Annotated in this window: 17 protein-coding genes and 1 tRNA gene; 7 read left to right on the top strand and 11 right to left on the bottom strand. The window is 62.2% G+C overall.

Going from position 1 to position 17449, the window contains the following annotated elements; genetic code table 11:
• The first annotated feature begins 123 nt into the window (after positions 1–123).
• On the top strand, positions 124–1644 hold the full coding sequence (locus ABWV64_RS02975; RefSeq protein ID WP_353342791.1) for a globin-coupled sensor protein: 1521 nt from the start codon (positions 124–126) through the stop codon (positions 1642–1644).
• Positions 1645–2010: 366 nt separating this feature from the next.
• On the opposite strand, the gene ABWV64_RS02980 is transcribed toward ABWV64_RS02975, so the two are convergent.
• Positions 2011–2086: transfer RNA gene (locus ABWV64_RS02980), tRNA-Thr, on the bottom strand.
• Between the two features lie 61 nt (positions 2087–2147).
• Positions 2148–3812, bottom strand: coding sequence for an ABC transporter permease (locus tag ABWV64_RS02985; protein WP_502902598.1), 1665 nt, complete (start codon positions 3810–3812; stop codon positions 2148–2150).
• A gap of 89 nt (positions 3813–3901) precedes the next feature.
• Here ABWV64_RS02985 and ABWV64_RS02990 point away from each other — a divergent pair, with 89 nt between their 5' ends.
• A complete protein-coding gene (locus tag ABWV64_RS02990; RefSeq protein ID WP_353342792.1) occupies positions 3902–4777 on the top strand; it encodes a hypothetical protein in 876 nt (291 codons plus the stop codon).
• A gap of 163 nt (positions 4778–4940) precedes the next feature.
• Here ABWV64_RS02990 and ABWV64_RS02995 read toward each other — a convergent pair whose 3' ends face one another.
• Positions 4941–5201 carry a DUF2312 domain-containing protein gene (locus tag ABWV64_RS02995; RefSeq protein WP_353342793.1) on the bottom strand — a complete coding sequence of 87 codons (261 nt, stop codon included), beginning with the start codon at positions 5199–5201 and terminating at the stop codon, positions 4941–4943.
• Between the two features lie 173 nt (positions 5202–5374).
• On the opposite strand from ABWV64_RS02995, the gene ABWV64_RS03000 reads away from it, so the two are divergent.
• Positions 5375–5590: a hypothetical protein gene (locus ABWV64_RS03000; RefSeq protein ID WP_353342794.1), complete on the top strand. Its 216-nt coding sequence runs from the start codon at positions 5375–5377 to the stop codon at positions 5588–5590.
• A gap of 15 nt (positions 5591–5605) precedes the next feature.
• Here ABWV64_RS03000 and ABWV64_RS03005 read toward each other — a convergent pair whose 3' ends face one another.
• From ABWV64_RS03005 to ABWV64_RS03015, 3 genes are all read right to left on the bottom strand, one after another.
• Positions 5606–7693 carry an enoyl-CoA hydratase-related protein gene (locus ABWV64_RS03005; protein ID WP_353342796.1) on the bottom strand — a complete coding sequence of 696 codons (2088 nt, stop codon included), beginning with the start codon at positions 7691–7693 and terminating at the stop codon, positions 5606–5608.
• Positions 7694–7972: 279 nt separating this feature from the next.
• On the bottom strand, positions 7973–8188 hold the full coding sequence (locus ABWV64_RS03010) for a hypothetical protein (RefSeq protein WP_353342797.1): 216 nt from the start codon (positions 8186–8188) through the stop codon (positions 7973–7975).
• Positions 8189–8313: 125 nt separating this feature from the next.
• Positions 8314–8631, bottom strand: a complete 318-nt coding sequence (locus tag ABWV64_RS03015; protein WP_353342798.1) for a TraR/DksA family transcriptional regulator — start codon at positions 8629–8631, stop codon at positions 8314–8316.
• 127 nt (positions 8632–8758) lie between these two features.
• Between ABWV64_RS03015 and ABWV64_RS03020 the strand changes: the two genes are divergently transcribed.
• From ABWV64_RS03020 to ABWV64_RS03035, 4 genes are all read left to right on the top strand, one after another.
• Positions 8759–9622 carry an MBL fold metallo-hydrolase gene (locus ABWV64_RS03020; RefSeq protein WP_353342800.1) on the top strand — a complete coding sequence of 288 codons (864 nt, stop codon included), beginning with the start codon at positions 8759–8761 and terminating at the stop codon, positions 9620–9622.
• A gap of 174 nt (positions 9623–9796) precedes the next feature.
• Positions 9797–10222 carry a YeeE/YedE family protein gene (locus ABWV64_RS03025; RefSeq protein ID WP_353342801.1) on the top strand — a complete coding sequence of 142 codons (426 nt, stop codon included), beginning with the start codon at positions 9797–9799 and terminating at the stop codon, positions 10220–10222.
• Positions 10222–10653: a DUF6691 family protein gene (locus tag ABWV64_RS03030; RefSeq protein WP_353342802.1), complete on the top strand. Its 432-nt coding sequence runs from the start codon at positions 10222–10224 to the stop codon at positions 10651–10653. The genes ABWV64_RS03025 and ABWV64_RS03030 overlap by 1 nt, the downstream gene beginning before the upstream one ends.
• 9 nt (positions 10654–10662) lie before the next feature.
• Positions 10663–11094 (top strand): protein tyrosine phosphatase family protein, encoded by a 432-nt coding sequence (locus ABWV64_RS03035; protein WP_353342803.1) that lies wholly within the window; start codon positions 10663–10665, stop codon positions 11092–11094.
• 97 nt (positions 11095–11191) lie between these two features.
• On the opposite strand, the gene ABWV64_RS03040 is transcribed toward ABWV64_RS03035, so the two are convergent.
• From ABWV64_RS03040 to ABWV64_RS03060, 5 genes are all read right to left on the bottom strand, one after another.
• Entirely contained in the window at positions 11192–12325 is a 1134-nt protein-coding gene (locus tag ABWV64_RS03040; protein ID WP_353342804.1) for a FliM/FliN family flagellar motor switch protein, read from the bottom strand.
• Positions 12326–12496: 171 nt separating this feature from the next.
• Positions 12497–15211, bottom strand: a complete 2715-nt coding sequence (locus tag ABWV64_RS03045; protein WP_353342805.1) for an ATP-binding protein — start codon at positions 15209–15211, stop codon at positions 12497–12499.
• Positions 15211–15636: a hypothetical protein gene (locus ABWV64_RS03050; RefSeq protein ID WP_353342806.1), complete on the bottom strand. Its 426-nt coding sequence runs from the start codon at positions 15634–15636 to the stop codon at positions 15211–15213. Before ABWV64_RS03050 ends, ABWV64_RS03045 begins: the two co-directional genes overlap by 1 nt.
• Positions 15633–16001 (bottom strand): response regulator transcription factor, encoded by a 369-nt coding sequence (locus tag ABWV64_RS03055; protein ID WP_353342807.1) that lies wholly within the window; start codon positions 15999–16001, stop codon positions 15633–15635. Before ABWV64_RS03055 ends, ABWV64_RS03050 begins: the two co-directional genes overlap by 4 nt.
• A 75-nt stretch (positions 16002–16076) precedes the next feature.
• On the bottom strand, positions 16077–17432 hold the full coding sequence (locus tag ABWV64_RS03060; RefSeq protein WP_353342808.1) for a short-chain fatty acyl-CoA regulator family protein: 1356 nt from the start codon (positions 17430–17432) through the stop codon (positions 16077–16079).
• Positions 17433–17449 lie beyond the last annotated feature (17 nt).

Consider the following 17449-nt stretch of genomic DNA (forward strand, 5'->3'; position numbering starts at 1 on the left):
CGCGCCGCGCTCAACAAAACCGCAGCCCAAGACACAAATTCGGATCGAGGTTAAAAGCTGATTAGGACTTCGCATCTATCACATCTGTCAAACACCCAGCACCACAGCGGCATAGGCAAGCAGATGACGGTTGAGCTACAAACACGGCTGAAGAATTTCGCACTCGACGGTGACAACAGGCAGGTCTTGAATGCCGTCGGAGAACTGCTCATCCCGCGGCTTGGCGAGGTTCTGGAGCGGTTTTACGATTATGCGGGAAGCGTTCCCGAATTGGCAAATATGTTCAAATCCGACGCCAGCATCGCCAAAGCCAAAAGCCGCCAGCATGACCATTGGACCATGCTGCTGAACGCCGATTTCTCCGCAGCCTACGTGCAGTCCGCCGCCACCATCGGCAAGGTGCATTTCGAAATCCAGCTTCCCTTCAATGACTATTTGTCGAGCTACGCGCGCGCCTCCTCGCATCTGCAATCGATGCTTGTCGAGGCCGCAGGCCTGTCGGTCACGGCCCGCAGCCGCCGCACCCTCTCGGGAAAACTGGGGGTTTTGACGCGGGCTTTGTCTTTTGACACCAATCTGGTCATCGACTCCTATTTTTCCGCGCAGCAAGAAGAGCTGAACCGTGCCTTTGGCTACCTCGAAGGCGGCATCGGCCGGATGACACAGCGCAATCTCGCCGAGCCGATCCCATCGCCCGCCGAAAGCGATTTTCCGAAGCGCTATGATTCCATCCGCTTGACCTTCAACAAGGCGCTGCTCGATGTGGGCGGCTCGCTGACCAAAATCAAATCTTCGGCCAATGAGATCGCCGCCGTCTCCAGCAAACTTCATGCCTCCTCGGGGGATCTGGCGCATCGCACCGAGAACCAAGCCGCCTCATTGGAGCAAACCGCCGCCGCGATGCAAGAATTGACCGAGACCACACGCTCGGCCACCGAAGGCACCCAAAAGGCCGAGAACCTGATCAACAACACCAGCAAAAACGCCGAGCAAAGCCGCACCGTGGTGCAACAGGCGGTCGACAAGATGGGCGAAATCGAAGCCGCGTCAAAGCAGATTTCCTCGATCATCAGCGTGATCGAAGACATCGCGGTGCAAACCAACCTTCTGGCTCTCAATGCCGGCGTCGAGGCGGCGCGCGCAGGGGACGCGGGGCGCGGTTTTGCCGTCGTGGCGACCGAGGTGCGCGGGCTGGCGCAGCGCGCCTCCGAAGCGGCCAAACGCATTGACCAGCTGATCCATGAAAGCTCGCGCCATGTGGGCGAAGGCGCCAGCCTTGTGCGCGAGGCGGGCGATGCGCTGCATTCGATCATCGGCGATGTCGGCAATGTGCAAACCGTGGTGTCCGAAATCGCCGCCTCCACACAAGAGCAATCGCAAGTCATCCAAGAGATCAACACCGCCGTCAGCCATCTCGACCGCGTCACCCAGCAAAATGCCGCCATGGTCGGTGAAAGCAACCAATCCAACCGCATCTTGCAAGGCGTGGCCAGCGGCCTGACCCAGATCCTGAGCAGCTTTCGCACACAGCCGGAGACGCCTACGGCCGTCAGCGCCGGTGACGTGACCTTCTTCCCAGCGGAGCGGACCAATAGCGCGCAAGCGAGCGCGAAAACCGGCACCGGCAGTTGGGAAGAATTCTGACGCGGCTCTAGGCGCGGCTCGGCCCGTCCCTGCCCCGCACCCGAACACCCGCCTCGGCCGCGCGCGTGCCGCTTGACCATAGATGTAGGGATCAACTGGCCGCGCCCGAACCCACGTCGCCAGAACAAAAGGCCCGTCAACGATGCGAACCATATCGGCTTTTCGCTCGGCGCGCCCCAGATTCTGCAGATCGCTCAAAGGCGCGGTGGAGGACGCATCTGACCATCACACACGCGATCCCCCCGACACCCCCAAGCGGAGGCGCGCGGATCGGACAACCCCTACGTTGCGATCGGACAAAGGGCCGTCGCCACCCGGGCACCACACAGGAACAATCCGACGTCTTTGAATTGCGAAGATGAAAAATGGTGCCCCCACACGGACTCGAACCGCGGACCTACTGATTACAAATCAGTTGCTCTACCAGCTGAGCTATAGGGGCTTGGGGGGTGATTTACTTGTCGTGCCTGCGGCTGGCAAGTCCCTTTTTCGCCAAAATGCCTCTAGCGGTTCGCGCGGGCCAGAAGTCCGACGGCGGCGAGGCCGACGAGGATCACGAGGATCGCGGCGGGGGCGGCTTCTCCGAGGTTTTCCAAGCTGGCCTGATCATGCACCCGCGTCGCCAAAGTGTCGTAGTTGAACGGGCGCAAAAGCAAGGTCGCGGGCAACTCCTTGACGCAATCGACAAAGACCAGCAGGAGCGCCGAGGCGACCGAGCCGCGGATCAGCGGATAATAGACCTCGCGCAGGGTGGCGCCTTGGGTGCGGCCAAGGCTGCGCGCGGCCATCGGCAGGCTGGGCGAGACGCGCCCCATGGCGGCATCGGCGGCGCCTTGGGCGATGGCAAAGAAGCGCACCGAGTAGGCCAGCACCAGCGCAAAGGCCGATCCGGTCAGCACAAGGCCGATATCGGTGCCTGTCAGGGCCTCGATGGTATCGGCCAGCCGGTTGTCCATCGCCGCCAGCGGGATCAAGATGCCGACCCCGAGCACCGCGCCCGGCGCAGCATAGCCGATGGTCGTCACCGGCAACAAAAGCCGTGGCAAGCGGCGCCCCGACAGGCGCACGCCGTAGACCATAAACACCCCCGCCAGCACCGTCAGCGAGGCCGCAACCGCACCGACAAACAGCGTATTGCGCAGCGCCGACAACAGCGCCGGATCCGCCCATCGTCCCGCATTTTCAAGCGCATGGGACAAAATCACCCAAGCCGGCAAGACAAAGCCCATCGCGAAGGGCAAAAGACAGGCCAGCATCGCCAAGATCCCCGCCCCGCCGGTGAGGCGGATTTTGCCCAACGGGCGGTGTTTGGAGGAGGTCGAGAAGAACCGGCTCTTGCGGCGCGAGGTCTTCTCCAGCCCGACCAGAGCCACGACCAAAATCAACACCACCGATGCGATTTGCGCCGCGCCGCCCGCGTTGTTGCCATCCAGCCAGACGCTGAAGATACCGGCGGTCAGGGTCTGCACGGCGAAGTAATCCACCGTGCCGAAATCATTGACCGTCTCCATCATCACAATCGCCAGACCCGCCGCAATCGCAGGGCGCGCCAAGGGCAAAGCCACGCGCCAGAACCGGCGCAAAGCGCTTTGGCCCAAGGACATGGCCACCTCTTCGCCGGTGGCCGATTGTTCGCGAAACGCCGCGCGCGCCAGAAGGTAGACGTAGGGGTAGAGCGAGACCGCCAGAACCACCACCGCCGCCCCGAGCGAGCGGATTTCGGGGAAGTAGTAATCGCGCGCCGATTGCCATCCGAACAGCGCCCGCAGGCCGCTTTGCACCGGCCCCGCATATTCGAGGAAATCCACCAAAGCATAGGCCCCCACATAGGCAGGGATCGCCAAGGGCAGCAAAAGCAGCCATTCGAGCCAGCGCGACAATGGAAACTCGTAGCGCGCAATGAACCATGCGGCCCCCGTCCCCACCGCGCCCGCCAAAAGCCCGACGCCAAGCATCAATTGCACCGTCGTCCACAAATAGCGCGGCAAGGTCGTGGCAAGCAGATGCGGCCAGATGTTTTCGGTCGGGTTGAGCGCGAGCCACAGCACCGATGCAATCGGCGCCAGAACCACCGCCGCAATGGCAAAAGCCCCCAGCGACCACGGGCTGGGCCGGTTGGGCAGGATACGGCGGCCGAGACGCCGCGAAATAGATAGGGTTTTCATCATTATCCCCTCCCTGCCCGAAACCGGTTTAACTGTCCAGAAAAGAGCGTATATTATCGTTCCGCAGACACACCAAACGGAACTGGCCCCCTATGCAGCTCGTCATTCATGCAGGCGCACATTGCACCGATGAAAACAGGCTGGTGAAATGTTTGATCCGCAACGGTGAGGCGCTTGGCAAGATCGGCGTCGCGGCCCCCAAACCCAGCATGTATCGCAAGCTGTTGCGCGAAGCCAGTGCCGCCGTCCCCGCAGGGCGCGCCTCGACCGATGCGCGCGATATCTTGCTCGATGCCATCTTGGAAGACGAGGTCGCCACCCGCGTGGTCCTGTCCAACGACAATTTCTTTGGCGTGCCGACCATGGCGGTTTCGGGCGGGGCGCTCTACCCCCATGCGGTGCGCAAGCTGGAGCGGTTGCAAACCCTGTTTGCGGGGGACGAGATGGAGCTTTTCCTCTCGATCCGCAATCCCGCGACGTTTTTGCCCGCGGTGTTCGAGCGGTCCAAAAACAAAGATTTCGCCCTGTTTCTCGAAGGTTCCGACCCGCGCACCCTGTTTTGGTCCGACCTGATCGGCGACATTCGCGAGGCCTTGCCCGACGTGCCGGTGACCGTGTGGTGCAACGAGGATACGCCGCTGATCTGGTCACAGATCGTGCGCGACATCAGCGGGCTGGAACCCAACCACAAGATCAAAGGCGGCTATGAAATTCTAAGCTCGATCATGAGCAAGGAGGGGCTGCAACGCTTTCGCGGCTATCTCAAGGATCATCCCGATATGAACGAGATCCAGATCCGGCGGGTGATTTCGGCGTTCTTGGATAAGTTTGCCCGCGAGGAGGCGATCGAAGAAGAGGTCGACCTTCCCGGATTTGATGCGGCGCTTGTCGCGCAATTGACCGAGCAATACGAAGACGATCTCTTCGCCATCCAGCGTATTCCGGGTGTCGAGGTGATCTTGCCCTGAGGGGCAATATCTGGAGCCAAGATTTCGCCTTCGGCGAGGATATTTTCGGAACCTGCAAAGCGCGGGCGCGGTGATTTCACGCGAAGGTCAAGGCTTAAATGATTGATAAAAAACAAAACGCGCCCGAAGGCGCGTCTTTGAGATCATGCTGCGCGATGGGCGCTTAGCTCATGCCAAGCGCTTCTTTATACATCTCCAGAACCGCTTCTTCTTCGGCGATATCGTCGGGCTCGCGTTTGCGCAGGGCAATGACCTTGCGCATGACTTTGGTGTCATATCCGCGCGATTTGGCTTCGGCCATCACTTCTTTTTGCTGCTCGGCGAGGTCTTTTTTCTCGGCATCGAGGCGTTCGATCCGCTCGATAAAGCTGCGCAACTCGTCGGCGGTGACGCGGTAGCTGGCGTCGGAATTCATGTCATTCATATCGGGGACTCCGTCAGGTTCGGCCGGTTTAAGCACCTTCAGTAGCGGCGCGCGCATGGCCCCGCAAGAGCCCGCTTGCCGCAATCGGGGATTTTCGCCCCCCGCGCCTTGCAACCGCGCGGGGCATGGATTACCGCAGGCGCATCGAGGCAGGAAAACGAAAGGCGCGCAGTATGGAAGCATTGATCTGGATCGGAGCGCTGATATCGCTTGTCGGCTTGGCGGGGCTTTTGATCAGCATCTTTCGCGTCAGCGCCTCGCGCCGTGCCAACCTTGATGACGAGGCGCTGCGCGCCGCGATCCAGCGGGTCATCCCGCTCAATCTCGGCTCGCTGTTCTTGTCGGTGATCGGCCTGATGATGGTGGTGATCGGGATTTTTCTGGGCTGATCCTGCGGTGCGGGCCTAACCGAAGCGGCGCCCGTTTTTCACCATATCCACCAACAGATCGCAGGGCGTCCAGAACCGCTTTGCCCGCTCGGTGAGTGCCGCTTTGCCATAGCGGCGGATGTCGGCCGCGCGCGTGTAAACGCCGTCTTGATTGGCGCGGTGCAATGGCCCGCCCAAGGCGCGCGGGTAGCCCAAAGCCTGCACAGCCGCCACATCGATATCGCCCGCATGACGCGCCGCGCCGCTTTCCAGCAGCCGCGCGGCCTGCTGCACGAGCCCCGCCTCAAAGCGGCGAAGGATATCCGCCGCGGGCATCTGGACCGGCGCGCCGCCCGTTTGGGCCAAAAGCGCCTCATGCAACTCGCGCACCACTTGGTCGGGCTTTGCAGCGCCGCTGCTGTAGTCATAAAAGCCTGCGCCGCTTTCGCGTCCCAACCGCTCGGCCGCGATCAGCGTGTTTTGCAAGGGGCTGACCGCCTCGCCCGCTTCGCCCTCGGGGGCGTGCGCTTCGGCCAGATGCGCCGATGCGCGCAGGCCCATCGCGTCGATGCCGCGATAGATGCCTTGCCCCGCGCGCGCCCCGCGCAGCGCATCATCGACGGCATAGGGCGTCACGCCAAGGCCAAGCAATTCGTCCCCCACCTGCCGCATCGCAAGCAGCAGCGCTTGGCTCAGGGCCAGATCGCCCTGCGCGCCCACGGCGATTTTACGCATTTTGCGCAAGAGCGCGGCGGCGGCGGCGGTGGCCAGCGCGCCGGTGGAGGGCGCGGATAGGATCTCGCCCATGGCGGCCAGATGCGGCGGGCGGGCAAAATGCAGCCCCACGACATCGCCAGCGCGCGGGCCTGCGGCCTCAAGCAGGTCTGGCGACAATTGCCCCAGCACCAAAATCGCACGTTCGGGCGGCATATATTGCGTCGCCGCACGCAGCCCCGCGCCGCCCGTCTCGCCCTGCGCCAGCACAAGCACGACCGCATCCGCAGCCCGCATCACCGCCAGATCATCCGAGATTTTGAGCCGCTCCAGCCGCGCGCGCCGCGCGTCGCCGCCAAGCCGCCCGTTTTGTTCGGCGTTTGCATAAATCTGCGCGATCAAACCGCCGGTTTGTTGCGCCTGCGCCGCTGCGCCGACCGGATCGATCAACACCACTTGCAGCCCCGCATCGAGCGCCGCAATCGACAGGCCCGCCGCTGCCGCGCCGCGCCCCACCACCGCGAGGGTCGACAGATCGGGTAAAGGCGCATCGGTGAGATGGCGCGGCGCACGGCGCTCGGCAGCATAAAGATGGCGCAGGCTGGATGAGCGCGTGCCGCCCACCAGGTCGTCGAAATAGCTCGCTTCAAACTCCAGCGCTGCTTCGGACGGCAAAAGCTGCGCTGCCTCGACCGATGCGATCAAGGCCTCGGCGGCGGGATCGTCCTCCTCACCCAGCGCGCCAAAACCCTCGCGCGCGGCCTGAACGGCGGCGATATAGCTTGCCGGATCGGCAAGTCCGTCGAGACGCTCGCGCGCGGCCACGCGCCCCGCATCACCGGCCAAGGCAGTGGCGCAGGCGATGGCTGCGGCCAAAGCGTCATCTTGCGCCACCTCGTCCAAAAACGGCGCGGCGGCAGGGTCTTGTGCGCCAATGACCCGCCCCGAAAGCAACAAATCAAGCGCCGCCCCCGCCCCCGCCAGCCGCGCGGCGCGCATTGCCCCGCCCGATCCGGTCGGCAAGCCGAGCACCACATCGGGCAATCCGATCCGCGCATCCGGCGCGGCAATGCGCGCCTGCGCCGCAAGGGCCAATTCGAACGCCGGTCCCAAAACGCGCCCCTGCAAGAGGGCGACGACGGGTTTGGGGCTATCCTCGACGGCGCGGCATACCTCGGCCAGCCAAGGATCGGCGCGCGGGTGGTCATATTCGGACAGATCGATACCGCCGCTGAATTGCCCGCCTGCGCCTTGCAAGACAATCGCCCGCGCCTGCGGATCGGCCAACGCATGTTCCAGCCCCAGCTTCACCCCTTTGCGCACGCCGCGCGACAAGGCGTTGACCGGCGGATTTTGGATCGTCAGAACCGCAACCCCATCGCGGCATTGATAGGACAACAGACCCGACATTTTCCCTCCTGACCGGCGGCGCGTTCTCGCGCGCGTTGCAATGTAAAGCGCGCGCGCCGTCCTGCCGCCGCTTTTGCAGCGCGTTCAACCCGTGTTTTGCAAAGTCTACGCAGCGTGCAGCGCAACGCAAGCACGCGCGGCGGCGCGCCGGACGATCACCGGCGAAGGGAATCGTTAATGCAACAGTTTACAAGAAAAAGACCTTGGCACGCGGCGGTGCCAAGGTCCGGTGATCTGGCCCAGAGGTCCGCCGCAGTCATGGCCGCAGACCCATCGCGCCTAGACCGGAAGATTGTCGAATTGCGCCTCGACGGCCTCATCGGTCAATTCGCAATCGATATGGCTTAGGTGTGCGGGCACCGGAACGCCGTGGCGCTTCATTTCAAGAACCAATGCATGCACCTTTTGTTGCAACGCCACGCGGGTCTTACCATCGGCCGCTGCGACCGCGGCTTCCAGTGCTTCGATCTGGCCTTCAAAAGACGGGGTCTTCATGGGTCTCTCCTCCTTTGGTGTGGCTCGGGCAGAAAAGCCGGTGAATTGATACTGCCATTCGGGTCTTGGGTCGTGTCGGAGGGCCAGCCCGCCTTGCGCGGCGCCGTTAGTGCAAAGCCTCGGCCCTAGGCCGCGCAGCTCTTGCAAAAGGGCGTGTCGGGCAACACCTCCAAGCGCGCCGCTGAAATCTCTCCTCCGCAGCGCACGCAATCACCGTAAGTGCCCTCGCGCAGACGTTGCAAGGCCGCTTTGATCCGCGCAATTTCGTGCAAACCCGCCTCGCCCAGCCCTTCGAGGACCTCGTCGCCCTCGCGCTCGAGAGCCATTTCATCCCAATCCTTGGAATGCGGCGCCTCCAATTCGGCCTCGATATCATGAAGCCGCCCGTCCAGTTCCTTGAGCCTTGCGAGCAATTTTGTCTGGGCTGCGTTAAAACGTGTCATGCCTTGGTCTCCCTAAACTTTACTCGATTTTATCCGCTCTGGCGCGCAGAAACTTTGACCCATATCAACCGCCCCCTTGCAACACATGCAAATTATGTTATATGTTTTCCAAACCAGAGGATTACACATGAAACCTGACGTAAAAGCTTTCTTCGACGAGGCCACAAACACCATTTCCTATGTGGTAAAGGACCCCACGGGCAGCGCCTGCGCCATCGTCGACAGCGTGCTCGATTTTGACTACTCCTCAGGGCGCACCGATACGCGGTCGGCCGATGCGATCATCGCCCATGTCGAGGCCGAAGGGCTTGACGTGCAGTGGCTACTCGAAAGCCATGTGCATGCCGACCACCTCTCGGCGGCGCCCTATTTGCAAGAGCGCCTCGGCGGCAAGATCGGCATCGGCGACCGCATCACCATCGTGCAAGACACCTTTGGCAAGGTTTTTAACGAAGGCACAGAATTTCAGCGTGACGGCTCACAATTTGACCGACTTTTTGTCGAAGGCGACAGCTTTCACATCGGTCAGCTGCGCGGCGATGTGCTCCATACGCCGGGCCACACGCCTGCCTGCCTGACCTATGTGGTGGGCGATGCGGCCTTTGTCGGCGATACGCTCTTCATGCCCGACTTTGGCACCGCGCGTTGCGATTTCCCTGGCGGCTCGTCGGAGACGCTGTTCAACTCGGTGCAAAAAATCCTCGCCCTGCCGGACGAGACCCGCATCTTTGTCGGTCACGACTATAAGGCGCCCGGCCGTGAGGATTACGCATGGGAGACCACCGTGGGCGAGCAAAAAGCCGCCAATATCCACGTTGGCGCGGGCAAGAGCAAAGATGATTTCGTCAAAATGCGCGACGCGCGCGATGCCACTTTGGCCATGCCCAAGCTGATCATCCCCTCGCTGCAGGTGAACATGCGGGCGGGCAACATGCCCGAGCCGGATGAAAAGGGCGATGTCTTCCTCAAGGTGCCGGTCAACAAAATCTGACCCACTTGCGAGAGGGAGCGTGGCGACTTATCTCACGGCTCCCGCCCATCGCGGCGCGGCCCCTTGAGCGCCGGCCTGCCTTGCCGCGCGGCTGCGAACCCGCAAGCAAGGCCCATCGACATTTGCCGCGCCAACAACACGCGCGGCCATGGAAACTGACAAAGGAAACGCGACATGGAAATGGATTGGATCTGGGGGCTGGCGGGCGGCCTGCTCATCGGACTGGGCGGGGCGACCTACCTTTTGGGCAATGGCCGCATCATGGGGGCCAGCGGCATTATCGGCGGTTTGGTCGATAAATCGGGCTGGTCCACCGGCAAGGAACGCATCGCCTTTCTCGCAGGGGTCTTCCTCATGCCGATGCTGCTGATGCCGTTCTATTCGGGCGTTGACACCCATGTGACCGGAAACCTTGTCGTGCTGATCGCGGCGGGGCTTTTGGTGGGCGTCGGCACGCGCATCGCCAATGGCTGCACCTCGGGCCACGGGGTGTGTGGCATTTCGCGGTTTTCCTTGCGCGGCATGACGGCCACCGTTTTCTACATCCTCGCAGGCGGGCTGTCCGTCGTGTTCTTTCGCCACATCTTGGGAGTGATCTGATGCATATCTTGATAGCCCTGATCGCAGGGGGCCTGTTCGGCTCCGGTCTTTTCATCTCGGGCATGACCGACACCACCAAGGTGCAAGGCTGGCTTGACGTCTTTGGCGCTTGGGATCCGACGCTGGCCTTTGTCATGGGCGGGGCGATCCTGCCGATGATGATCGCATGGCGCCTGACCCGCAATGCGCGCCCGATCGCAGGGGGCAGCTTCCCGCCCGCGCCGATTGCGCAGGTCGATCGCAACCTCGCGTTTGGATCGGTGCTCTTCGGGGTGGGCTGGGGGCTTGCGGGCCTGTGCCCTGGTCCGGCGATTGCCTCGCTGAGCTATAACGGCATTGAGGGCGTGGTCTTTGTCGGGGCGATGCTGGGCGGTATGGCGCTTGCGCCGATGCTGCGCGCGCGTCTGGACAGGATCGCCGTTGCGGCCTAAAGCAAAGATATGGATATTCGCAACATCACCCCCCGCTACGCCGTCTCGCCGCAGATTGAGCCGCAAGACCTCGCAGCCCTCAAGGCCGAGGGCTTTACCACCGTCATTTGCAACCGGCCGGATGCGGAAATCCCGCCCGCGCTGCAAGCCAATGCCATGGCCGCCGCAGCGGCCGAGGCGGGGCTGGCCTTTCACGTCATCCCCTTGACGCATCAAACCATGAACCCCGAAAATATCGCCGCGCAAAAAGCCGCGATGGAGGGCAGCGCGGGGCCGGTTTTGGCCTATTGCGCCTCGGGCACGCGCTGCTCGGTGATCTGGTCCTTGATGCAGGCGGGGCAAATGCCGACCGACGAGATCATCGCCGCGACCGCGAAAGCGGGCTATCAGCTGGACGGGTTGCGCCCGACTTTGGAGGCTTTGGCCGCTCCGAAACCGTAAGGGTGCGCCCCCACCAAAAGATCAGAACGCGCGGGCAAGAATCTCGCGCGTTTTTATTTTTATACAGATGGTTAAAGCGCAAAGCTGAAGCGTTACATCACTCCAGCGCCGGAAGATCGGACAGCTCGCCAAACTCGCCCAGATCCGGCAAATCCCCAAGATCAGGCAGATCGCCCAAATCGGGCAAATCGCCGCCGCCGTCAAAGCTGCCCAAATCGGACAGATCGGGCAAATCATCATCGCCGCCGCCGTCCAGATCGGGCAAATCGCTCAGGTCCGGCAAATCGCTCAGATCATCCAAGCCGCCGAAATCCGACCCCAGATCGCCGCCCAAATCGCCATCCATCGCGCCGCCAAGATCAGCCAGCGCCGGTGCGCCTTTGTCCTTTTTGGCGGCAAAATCGGGCGCTGCGCCGCTCAAATCCGCGCCGTAATGGTCCTCTTCGGCCTCCATCGCCCCATCGGGGCGATCCATAATCAACCGCACGGCGCGAAATCCGTTCATTTGCCCCAGACGGCTTTCGGCAAGCTTGTGTTTCTTGCCCACTTCCAAAATCGTATCGCTCAGCGCCTCGCGCTCGATCGGGAGAACATCGCCCACCTTGAGCTTGCCGATGGCCGACAGGGGCATCACGATCCGGCATAGCACCGCATCAATTTGCGCAGGCAAGCGCATCAGCGCCTCGCCCATCTGCGCGCCGATATCGGGCATTTTCTCGCCCTCGGCCAAGGGAATGCGCGGTTTTTCCACCACCGGCAAGACCAAGACCATTTCGCCCTGTTTCGCCCCCGCAAATAGATCAAGATTGACGCGTAACAGGTTGAAATCAGGCGCTTCAAGCGCCAATCCCATCATCCGCAGATTCTCTAGCCGGACCCCGAAACGATAGCCGCGCACCCAATAGCCTTGCTCTTCCTCGGCAAGGTTTTCGGCAAAGCGGCGCAGCATGTCGTCGACCAAAGGTGCCATCATCGCCGCGTCGGTCGGGGTCGGCGCGCGCGCATCGGCCGGTTTTGGCACCACGCGCCCCGTGGTCTGCACCTCGATCAAGGCGGCAAGGGTTTGAATATCAAAGCTGATCACGCCGCGCGCGCCGTCCGGCCCGTCGAGCAGCACCAAAAGCGTCTCATCCGACATCGTCTCTTGCAAAGCGTCTTGTTGGAAGACTTCGTGTTTAACGCCGGTCACGGCCAAAGGCATATCAAACAGCTCGTCCGCAGATTTGGCCATTGCCAAGCGGATCGCCTTGCCAAGCGACATCGCGCGAGATTGATAAACCTCACGCGCTGCGCTTGCCTTGCGCCGTAGAACTGCATTTGAACGAGCTTCTGCCATACCCCTCACACCGCCTTTCGCGGATCCGTTTGGGGTAACCTATCGGGGATTTGGTTAACTTGCCCTTTATTGCGGCGCAGAAATTCCCCGCTTGGGCGGATTTTCCAGCGGCAATGTGACGCGAAATGCCGCGCCGCCCTGTCCGGGCAGGTAGCTGATCGTGCCGCCCAGCCGCGCCATGATCTCGCGGCAAATCGCCAGCCCCAGCCCCGCCCCTCCGGCCTTTTGCTCGCCGATGCGGGAGAATTTCTCGAAAATCACGCTTTGCGAGTCGCGCGGGATGCCGCTGCCGTTGTCGATAAAATCCACCACCACCATTTCGGCCGCGACCTGCGTGCGGATATCGAGATGCGGCGCATTCGCATCACAATATTTTTGCGCATTGGCGATCAAGTTGATGAAAACCTGCGCAAATCGGTCGAGATCGGTTTCGATCATCACCCCCTCTTGCGACATCGTGCGGGTGATGCGCATCGCCCTCGCCGTGCCTTGCGCGCGCGCGCCGTCCATTCCCGCCGCCGCCAGCGCGTGATCGATCACATCGCCCAGCCGTCCGCGCGACAGGTTAAGGCTGCCTTGCCCGTTTTCCAACACGCTCAGGTCCAGAAGATCATCCAAGAGCCGCGTCAAGCGGATGGCTTCATCATGGATGATCGACGAGTATTTCGCCTTTTCCGCCCCCGTCAGCCCGTCCGTGTCGCGCAAGATTTCCGAAAACGCGCGGATCGAGGTCATCGGGGTGCGCAATTCATGGCTGATCTGGCTCAAAAACGCGTCTTTTTGCACCGACAGCTGGGTCAGTTTTTCATTGGCTTGGCGCAATTGGCGAGCGGTGCGGGTCAATTGCGATGATTTGGCCTCAAGCTGGCTGGAATATTCCATCATCTGCGCGCTCTCGTCGGCCACGGCCATCAGGTCTTCGACCGACACCATCGCGCCGCCGACGATTTGCGCCACCATCGCATGGGCCGTTGCCGCCCCGACCGATCCGGACAATTCACGCTCCAACAATTGCAAAAAGTCCGATGTCGGCTCGGGCAGATAGCCCGCCAAACCTTGCTCTTCGGCCTGTTTTTGAAACAGGGCCTGCGCCTGCGCCGCACCCAAAATCCGCTGCGCCATGACCATGAGGTCCTCGCTTTGCGCGGCTGCGGCGGACCAGCCGCGCGCGCTTTGCGCGTAATCGAGCGCATTGACGAATTGCGCGCCTTGTAACCGCTCCAGAGGCTGCGGGAAGCTGAGCAGAGAGCCGATAACAAAGCCCAATAGATTCAAGCCGATCGACCACATCACCGCATGGGCCAGTGGGTCAAGCCCCTCGATCCCGAACAAGGCCTCGGGGCGCAGCCAGCCCAGACCGAAAAGCCCATCGGCAAACACCGCCTCGCTGAGCACCGCGCCGACGCCAAAGCTGGGCAAGAGCATCACATAGGCCCAAACGAAAAAGCCGATGGAAATGCCAATCAAGGCGCCGATCCGCGTGGCCCCGCGCCAAAATATCCCGCCCAAAAGCGCGGGCAAAAACTGTGCCACCCCCGCAAAAGACACCACCCCGATGGCCGCAAGCGCGGTGCCGCCGCCGGAGAGGCGGAAATAGAGATAGCCCAAAAACACCACCCCCGCGATAGAGATGCGCCGCGACAAGAGCACCACATGGCGCACATCGCCCGACACCGTCGCCCCGCCGCCGCCCGCGAATTTAAGCCAGATCGGCATGACGACATGGTTCGACACCATGGTGGACAGCGCGATAGAGGCGACGATCACCATCGAGGTGGCCGAAGAAAACCCGCCCAAAAATGACAAAAGCGCCAAACCGTCGCGCCCCTCGGCCAAGGGCAGCGTGAGGACGAAAAGATCGGGGTTTGAACCTGCGGGCATCAAATCAAGCCCGATCACCGCAATCGGCAGAACGAAGAGGCTCATCAGCATCAGATAGGCCGGAAAAGCCCATGAGGCGAGGCGCAGGTAGCTTTCATCCTCATTCTCGACAACCAGCACCTGAAACATCCGCGGCAGGCATAAAAACGCCGCGCCCGACAGGAAGATCAACGCGCTCCAGCGCCCGCCGTGGACCTGCCATTCGCCCAATTGCGACGCGTCGATGCGCGCCATCACCGCGCCGACGCCGCCGCCCAAGCCCCAAACCACGAAAATTCCGACCGCCAAAAGCGCGCACAGCTTGACCACCGCCTCGACCGCGATGGCCATGACCACCCCGTGGTGGCGCTCGTTCGCATCCAGATTACGGGTGCCGAACAGCACCGTGAACAACGACAGGCCCAGCGCGACCCAAAAGGCGGTGGATTGCGCATTGCCGAAATTCGCACCGCCATCGGCATATGAGAAGCTGGCAAAGCTCAAGGTCACCGATTGCAATTGCAAAGCGATATAGGGCGTCGTGCCAATCACCGACAAGAGCGTGACAAAGACCGCCAGAAGGTTGGATTTGCCATAGCGCGAGGAGATCAGATCGGCGATCGAGGTGATCCTTTGCCGCCGTCCGATGCGCACGATTTTGCGCAAGGCCCACCACCATCCGACCATGACAATCGTCGGGCCGATATAGATGGCGACATATTCAAGACCGCTGCGCGCCGCCGATCCCACCGCGCCATAAAACGTCCAAGCGGTGCAATAGATCGACAAAGACAGCGTATAGACCCAAGGCGAGCGCAAGAACGCCCCGCGCCCGCGTCTGGCCGCGCGTTCGGCCCCGAAGGCCACCAAGAACAAGAAAGCGACATAGCCAAGGCAAACCGCAACCAACAGATTGAGCATCACCCGCCCTCATGTCGCGCTGCGGCGCCTTGTTGCGCGGCGTGATCGGCGTGATCGGCGTGATCGGCGTCCGGTGCGGTTGCCGTTAAAAGCGCAGCGTCATTGGAACCGGACGTCGCGCTTGCGGCCTCGGCCTCTTCGGCGCGCGCAAGCCCGCGCGCCATGACCGCAGCGGCCAAGGTCAAAAACCCCCAAAGCCCGAAGACATAGAGCATTGCGCCCGAGGTGGTTACAGGCGCCGCAAAGCTGTCAGGCGCGGGAGGTGCGATGACAGCGGATTTGGGCCAAAGCGCGGGCACCATAAAAAGCGCCACGCCCAACAGCGGCAACAGCCGCGCGCCATCCATCATCCGCCGCGCGCGATAGGTTTTGCGCTCCAAAAAGACAGGACCGCGATCCTCGTTTGGCGGGCGCAGCGGCGTCACGGCGCCACCAGATCGCGCACCGCCTCCAGAACCTCCGCATTGGAGAAGGGTTTGGTCATAAAGCGGCTGGCGCCAAATCGCGCCGCCATCTCGCGGTCGCGGCTTTGCCCGCGCGCGGTGAGCATCAAGACCGGCAAATCCGCCGTGCCCGCACCCTCGCGCAATTCGCGCAAAATATCATATCCGCTTTTTCCAGGAAGCATGACATCGAGCACCACAAGGTCGGGCGCTTTGGTTTGGACCACCTGCACCGCGTCAACGCCGTTCGAATGGGTGTCCACGCGCCAGCCGTCGCGGCTGAGCAAAAAGCTGATGGCCTCGATGATATTGGGTTCGTCTTCGATCAGAAGGACATGCTTGCCCATTTCACGTGCCCCTCCCCTGACCCGATGAAAATGAAAACTGCTGAAGGCTACTTAACACCACATCTTGCGGCCAAGTCAAAACTCTTCGCTCATGATGGAAGGCTCGCGGCGCCCGATACAGTCTTTTGTGGGGCAAATCCGGCAACTTACGCCGATTTGTCGCACCCCGATCTCGCCCCCCGCGCCCGCGCCCTCGGGCATATCCACCGCCGCCAGCGCATCGATGTCGCTGCTCGGGACGATAAGCATATGCGCCTGCGTCAAAACCGGCGCGTCAAAGCGCGCAGGGCCGACAGGTTCGGCAATGGAATAGGTGACAAAGCGCCCCGCCCCGCGCCCGCTTTGGCGCACTTCGTCGCGCTGCGCCACCATAGGCCGGCCCAAAGCCGCATAGAGCGGCCAGAGCGGACAGCCCGCCCCGAACCGCGGCAAGGGAAAGCCATCGATCGGTTTGCGAAAGGTCATCGTTCCCGAGGCGTCACAGATCACCAACCCCACGGGCCGCGCGAAGGCATCCGGCGGCAGCATCGCCAAACGGCGCATCGCCGTGCCCAAACCAACCCCGAAGCGCGCGGCAATGCCTGCAAGATCAAACCCCTCCTGCGCGCCCAGCGCCTCCAGCGCCGCACCAAGCGGCATCTGCGCCGCATCCGTCACATAGCGCCGCAACAGCGCGCGCACCAACACCTTGGCCGAAAGCGAGGTGAAACCGGCCTCTTCCACCAGAGCGGCGATCACCGGTTCGGGGTCGGCGGCGGCTTCGAGCATGGCAAAATGAAACCCGTGCTGGCGCAAGAAGGCTTCGATCTCGTCTTGGGGGGAGTTGGCATGATCCTCGCCGCCTTCGGCGCGGTCCAGATAGGTGACCAAGGATTGCGCCCCTTCGGCCAGACGGGTGGCATCCTCGTTGAGGTTGCGGTGAAACCGGTCGCGCCATTCGGGTTCGATCTCGCGGGTGTCGGCCAAAATCCCCGCCGTCGAGCGGATCGCCGTCACCATCGAGAGCACCTCATGCAAGGACGCGGCCAGATGCGGGTCATGCGCCAAACGGTCGGTCAGGGTTTCGACGATATGCTCCAATTCGCCGATGCGCCGGTGCGCCCCCACCGTCAGCCCCGCCCATCCGGGAAAGCGGCCCGCATATTCATCGGCGCGGTCCAGTTCCGCCGCCTTGCCCAAAGGGGTCGCCGCTGCCTCGCGCAAGGAGGCGATCATGGCCGCCTGTGCCCCTTCGGACAAAAGCGCCTGCTCGACGCCCAGAGCCTCGGCAATATCGCCCAGCAGTTTGCCGCCGATTCTGCGCCGGTTGTGTTCAATAAGATTAAGATATGAGGGCGAGATATGAACCATCTGCGCCAATTGCGATTGGCGTAGCCCCAACATGGTCCGCCGTTCACGAATACGGCTACCGGTCAATGTCGACTTTGGCATGTAATTTCCCTGCGCTT

It is taken from the genome of Litorivita sp. NS0012-18 (assembly GCF_040371945.1).
Lineage (GTDB): Bacteria > Pseudomonadota > Alphaproteobacteria > Rhodobacterales > Rhodobacteraceae > Litorivita.

What these genes read in the sequence shown, in the direction of transcription:
- ABWV64_RS02975 (WP_353342791.1), top strand. Translation starts at nt 124, where the DNA reads ATGACGGTTGAGCTACAAACACGGCTGAAGAATTTCGCACTCGACGGT.
- ABWV64_RS02985 (WP_502902598.1), bottom strand. Translation starts at nt 3,812, where the DNA reads ATGATGAAAACCCTATCTATTTCGCGGCGTCTCGGCCGCCGTATCCTG.
- ABWV64_RS02990 (WP_353342792.1), top strand. Translation starts at nt 3,902, where the DNA reads ATGCAGCTCGTCATTCATGCAGGCGCACATTGCACCGATGAAAACAGG.
- ABWV64_RS02995 (WP_353342793.1), bottom strand. Translation starts at nt 5,201, where the DNA reads ATGAATGACATGAATTCCGACGCCAGCTACCGCGTCACCGCCGACGAG.
- ABWV64_RS03000 (WP_353342794.1), top strand. Translation starts at nt 5,375, where the DNA reads ATGGAAGCATTGATCTGGATCGGAGCGCTGATATCGCTTGTCGGCTTG.
- ABWV64_RS03005 (WP_353342796.1), bottom strand. Translation starts at nt 7,693, where the DNA reads ATGTCGGGTCTGTTGTCCTATCAATGCCGCGATGGGGTTGCGGTTCTG.
- ABWV64_RS03010 (WP_353342797.1), bottom strand. Translation starts at nt 8,188, where the DNA reads ATGAAGACCCCGTCTTTTGAAGGCCAGATCGAAGCACTGGAAGCCGCG.
- ABWV64_RS03015 (WP_353342798.1), bottom strand. Translation starts at nt 8,631, where the DNA reads ATGACACGTTTTAACGCAGCCCAGACAAAATTGCTCGCAAGGCTCAAG.
- ABWV64_RS03020 (WP_353342800.1), top strand. Translation starts at nt 8,759, where the DNA reads ATGAAACCTGACGTAAAAGCTTTCTTCGACGAGGCCACAAACACCATT.
- ABWV64_RS03025 (WP_353342801.1), top strand. Translation starts at nt 9,797, where the DNA reads ATGGAAATGGATTGGATCTGGGGGCTGGCGGGCGGCCTGCTCATCGGA.
- ABWV64_RS03030 (WP_353342802.1), top strand. Translation starts at nt 10,222, where the DNA reads ATGCATATCTTGATAGCCCTGATCGCAGGGGGCCTGTTCGGCTCCGGT.
- ABWV64_RS03035 (WP_353342803.1), top strand. Translation starts at nt 10,663, where the DNA reads ATGGATATTCGCAACATCACCCCCCGCTACGCCGTCTCGCCGCAGATT.
- ABWV64_RS03040 (WP_353342804.1), bottom strand. Translation starts at nt 12,325, where the DNA reads ATGGCCAAATCTGCGGACGAGCTGTTTGATATGCCTTTGGCCGTGACC.
- ABWV64_RS03045 (WP_353342805.1), bottom strand. Translation starts at nt 15,211, where the DNA reads ATGCTCAATCTGTTGGTTGCGGTTTGCCTTGGCTATGTCGCTTTCTTG.
- ABWV64_RS03055 (WP_353342807.1), bottom strand. Translation starts at nt 16,001, where the DNA reads ATGGGCAAGCATGTCCTTCTGATCGAAGACGAACCCAATATCATCGAG.
- ABWV64_RS03060 (WP_353342808.1), bottom strand. Translation starts at nt 17,432, where the DNA reads ATGCCAAAGTCGACATTGACCGGTAGCCGTATTCGTGAACGGCGGACC.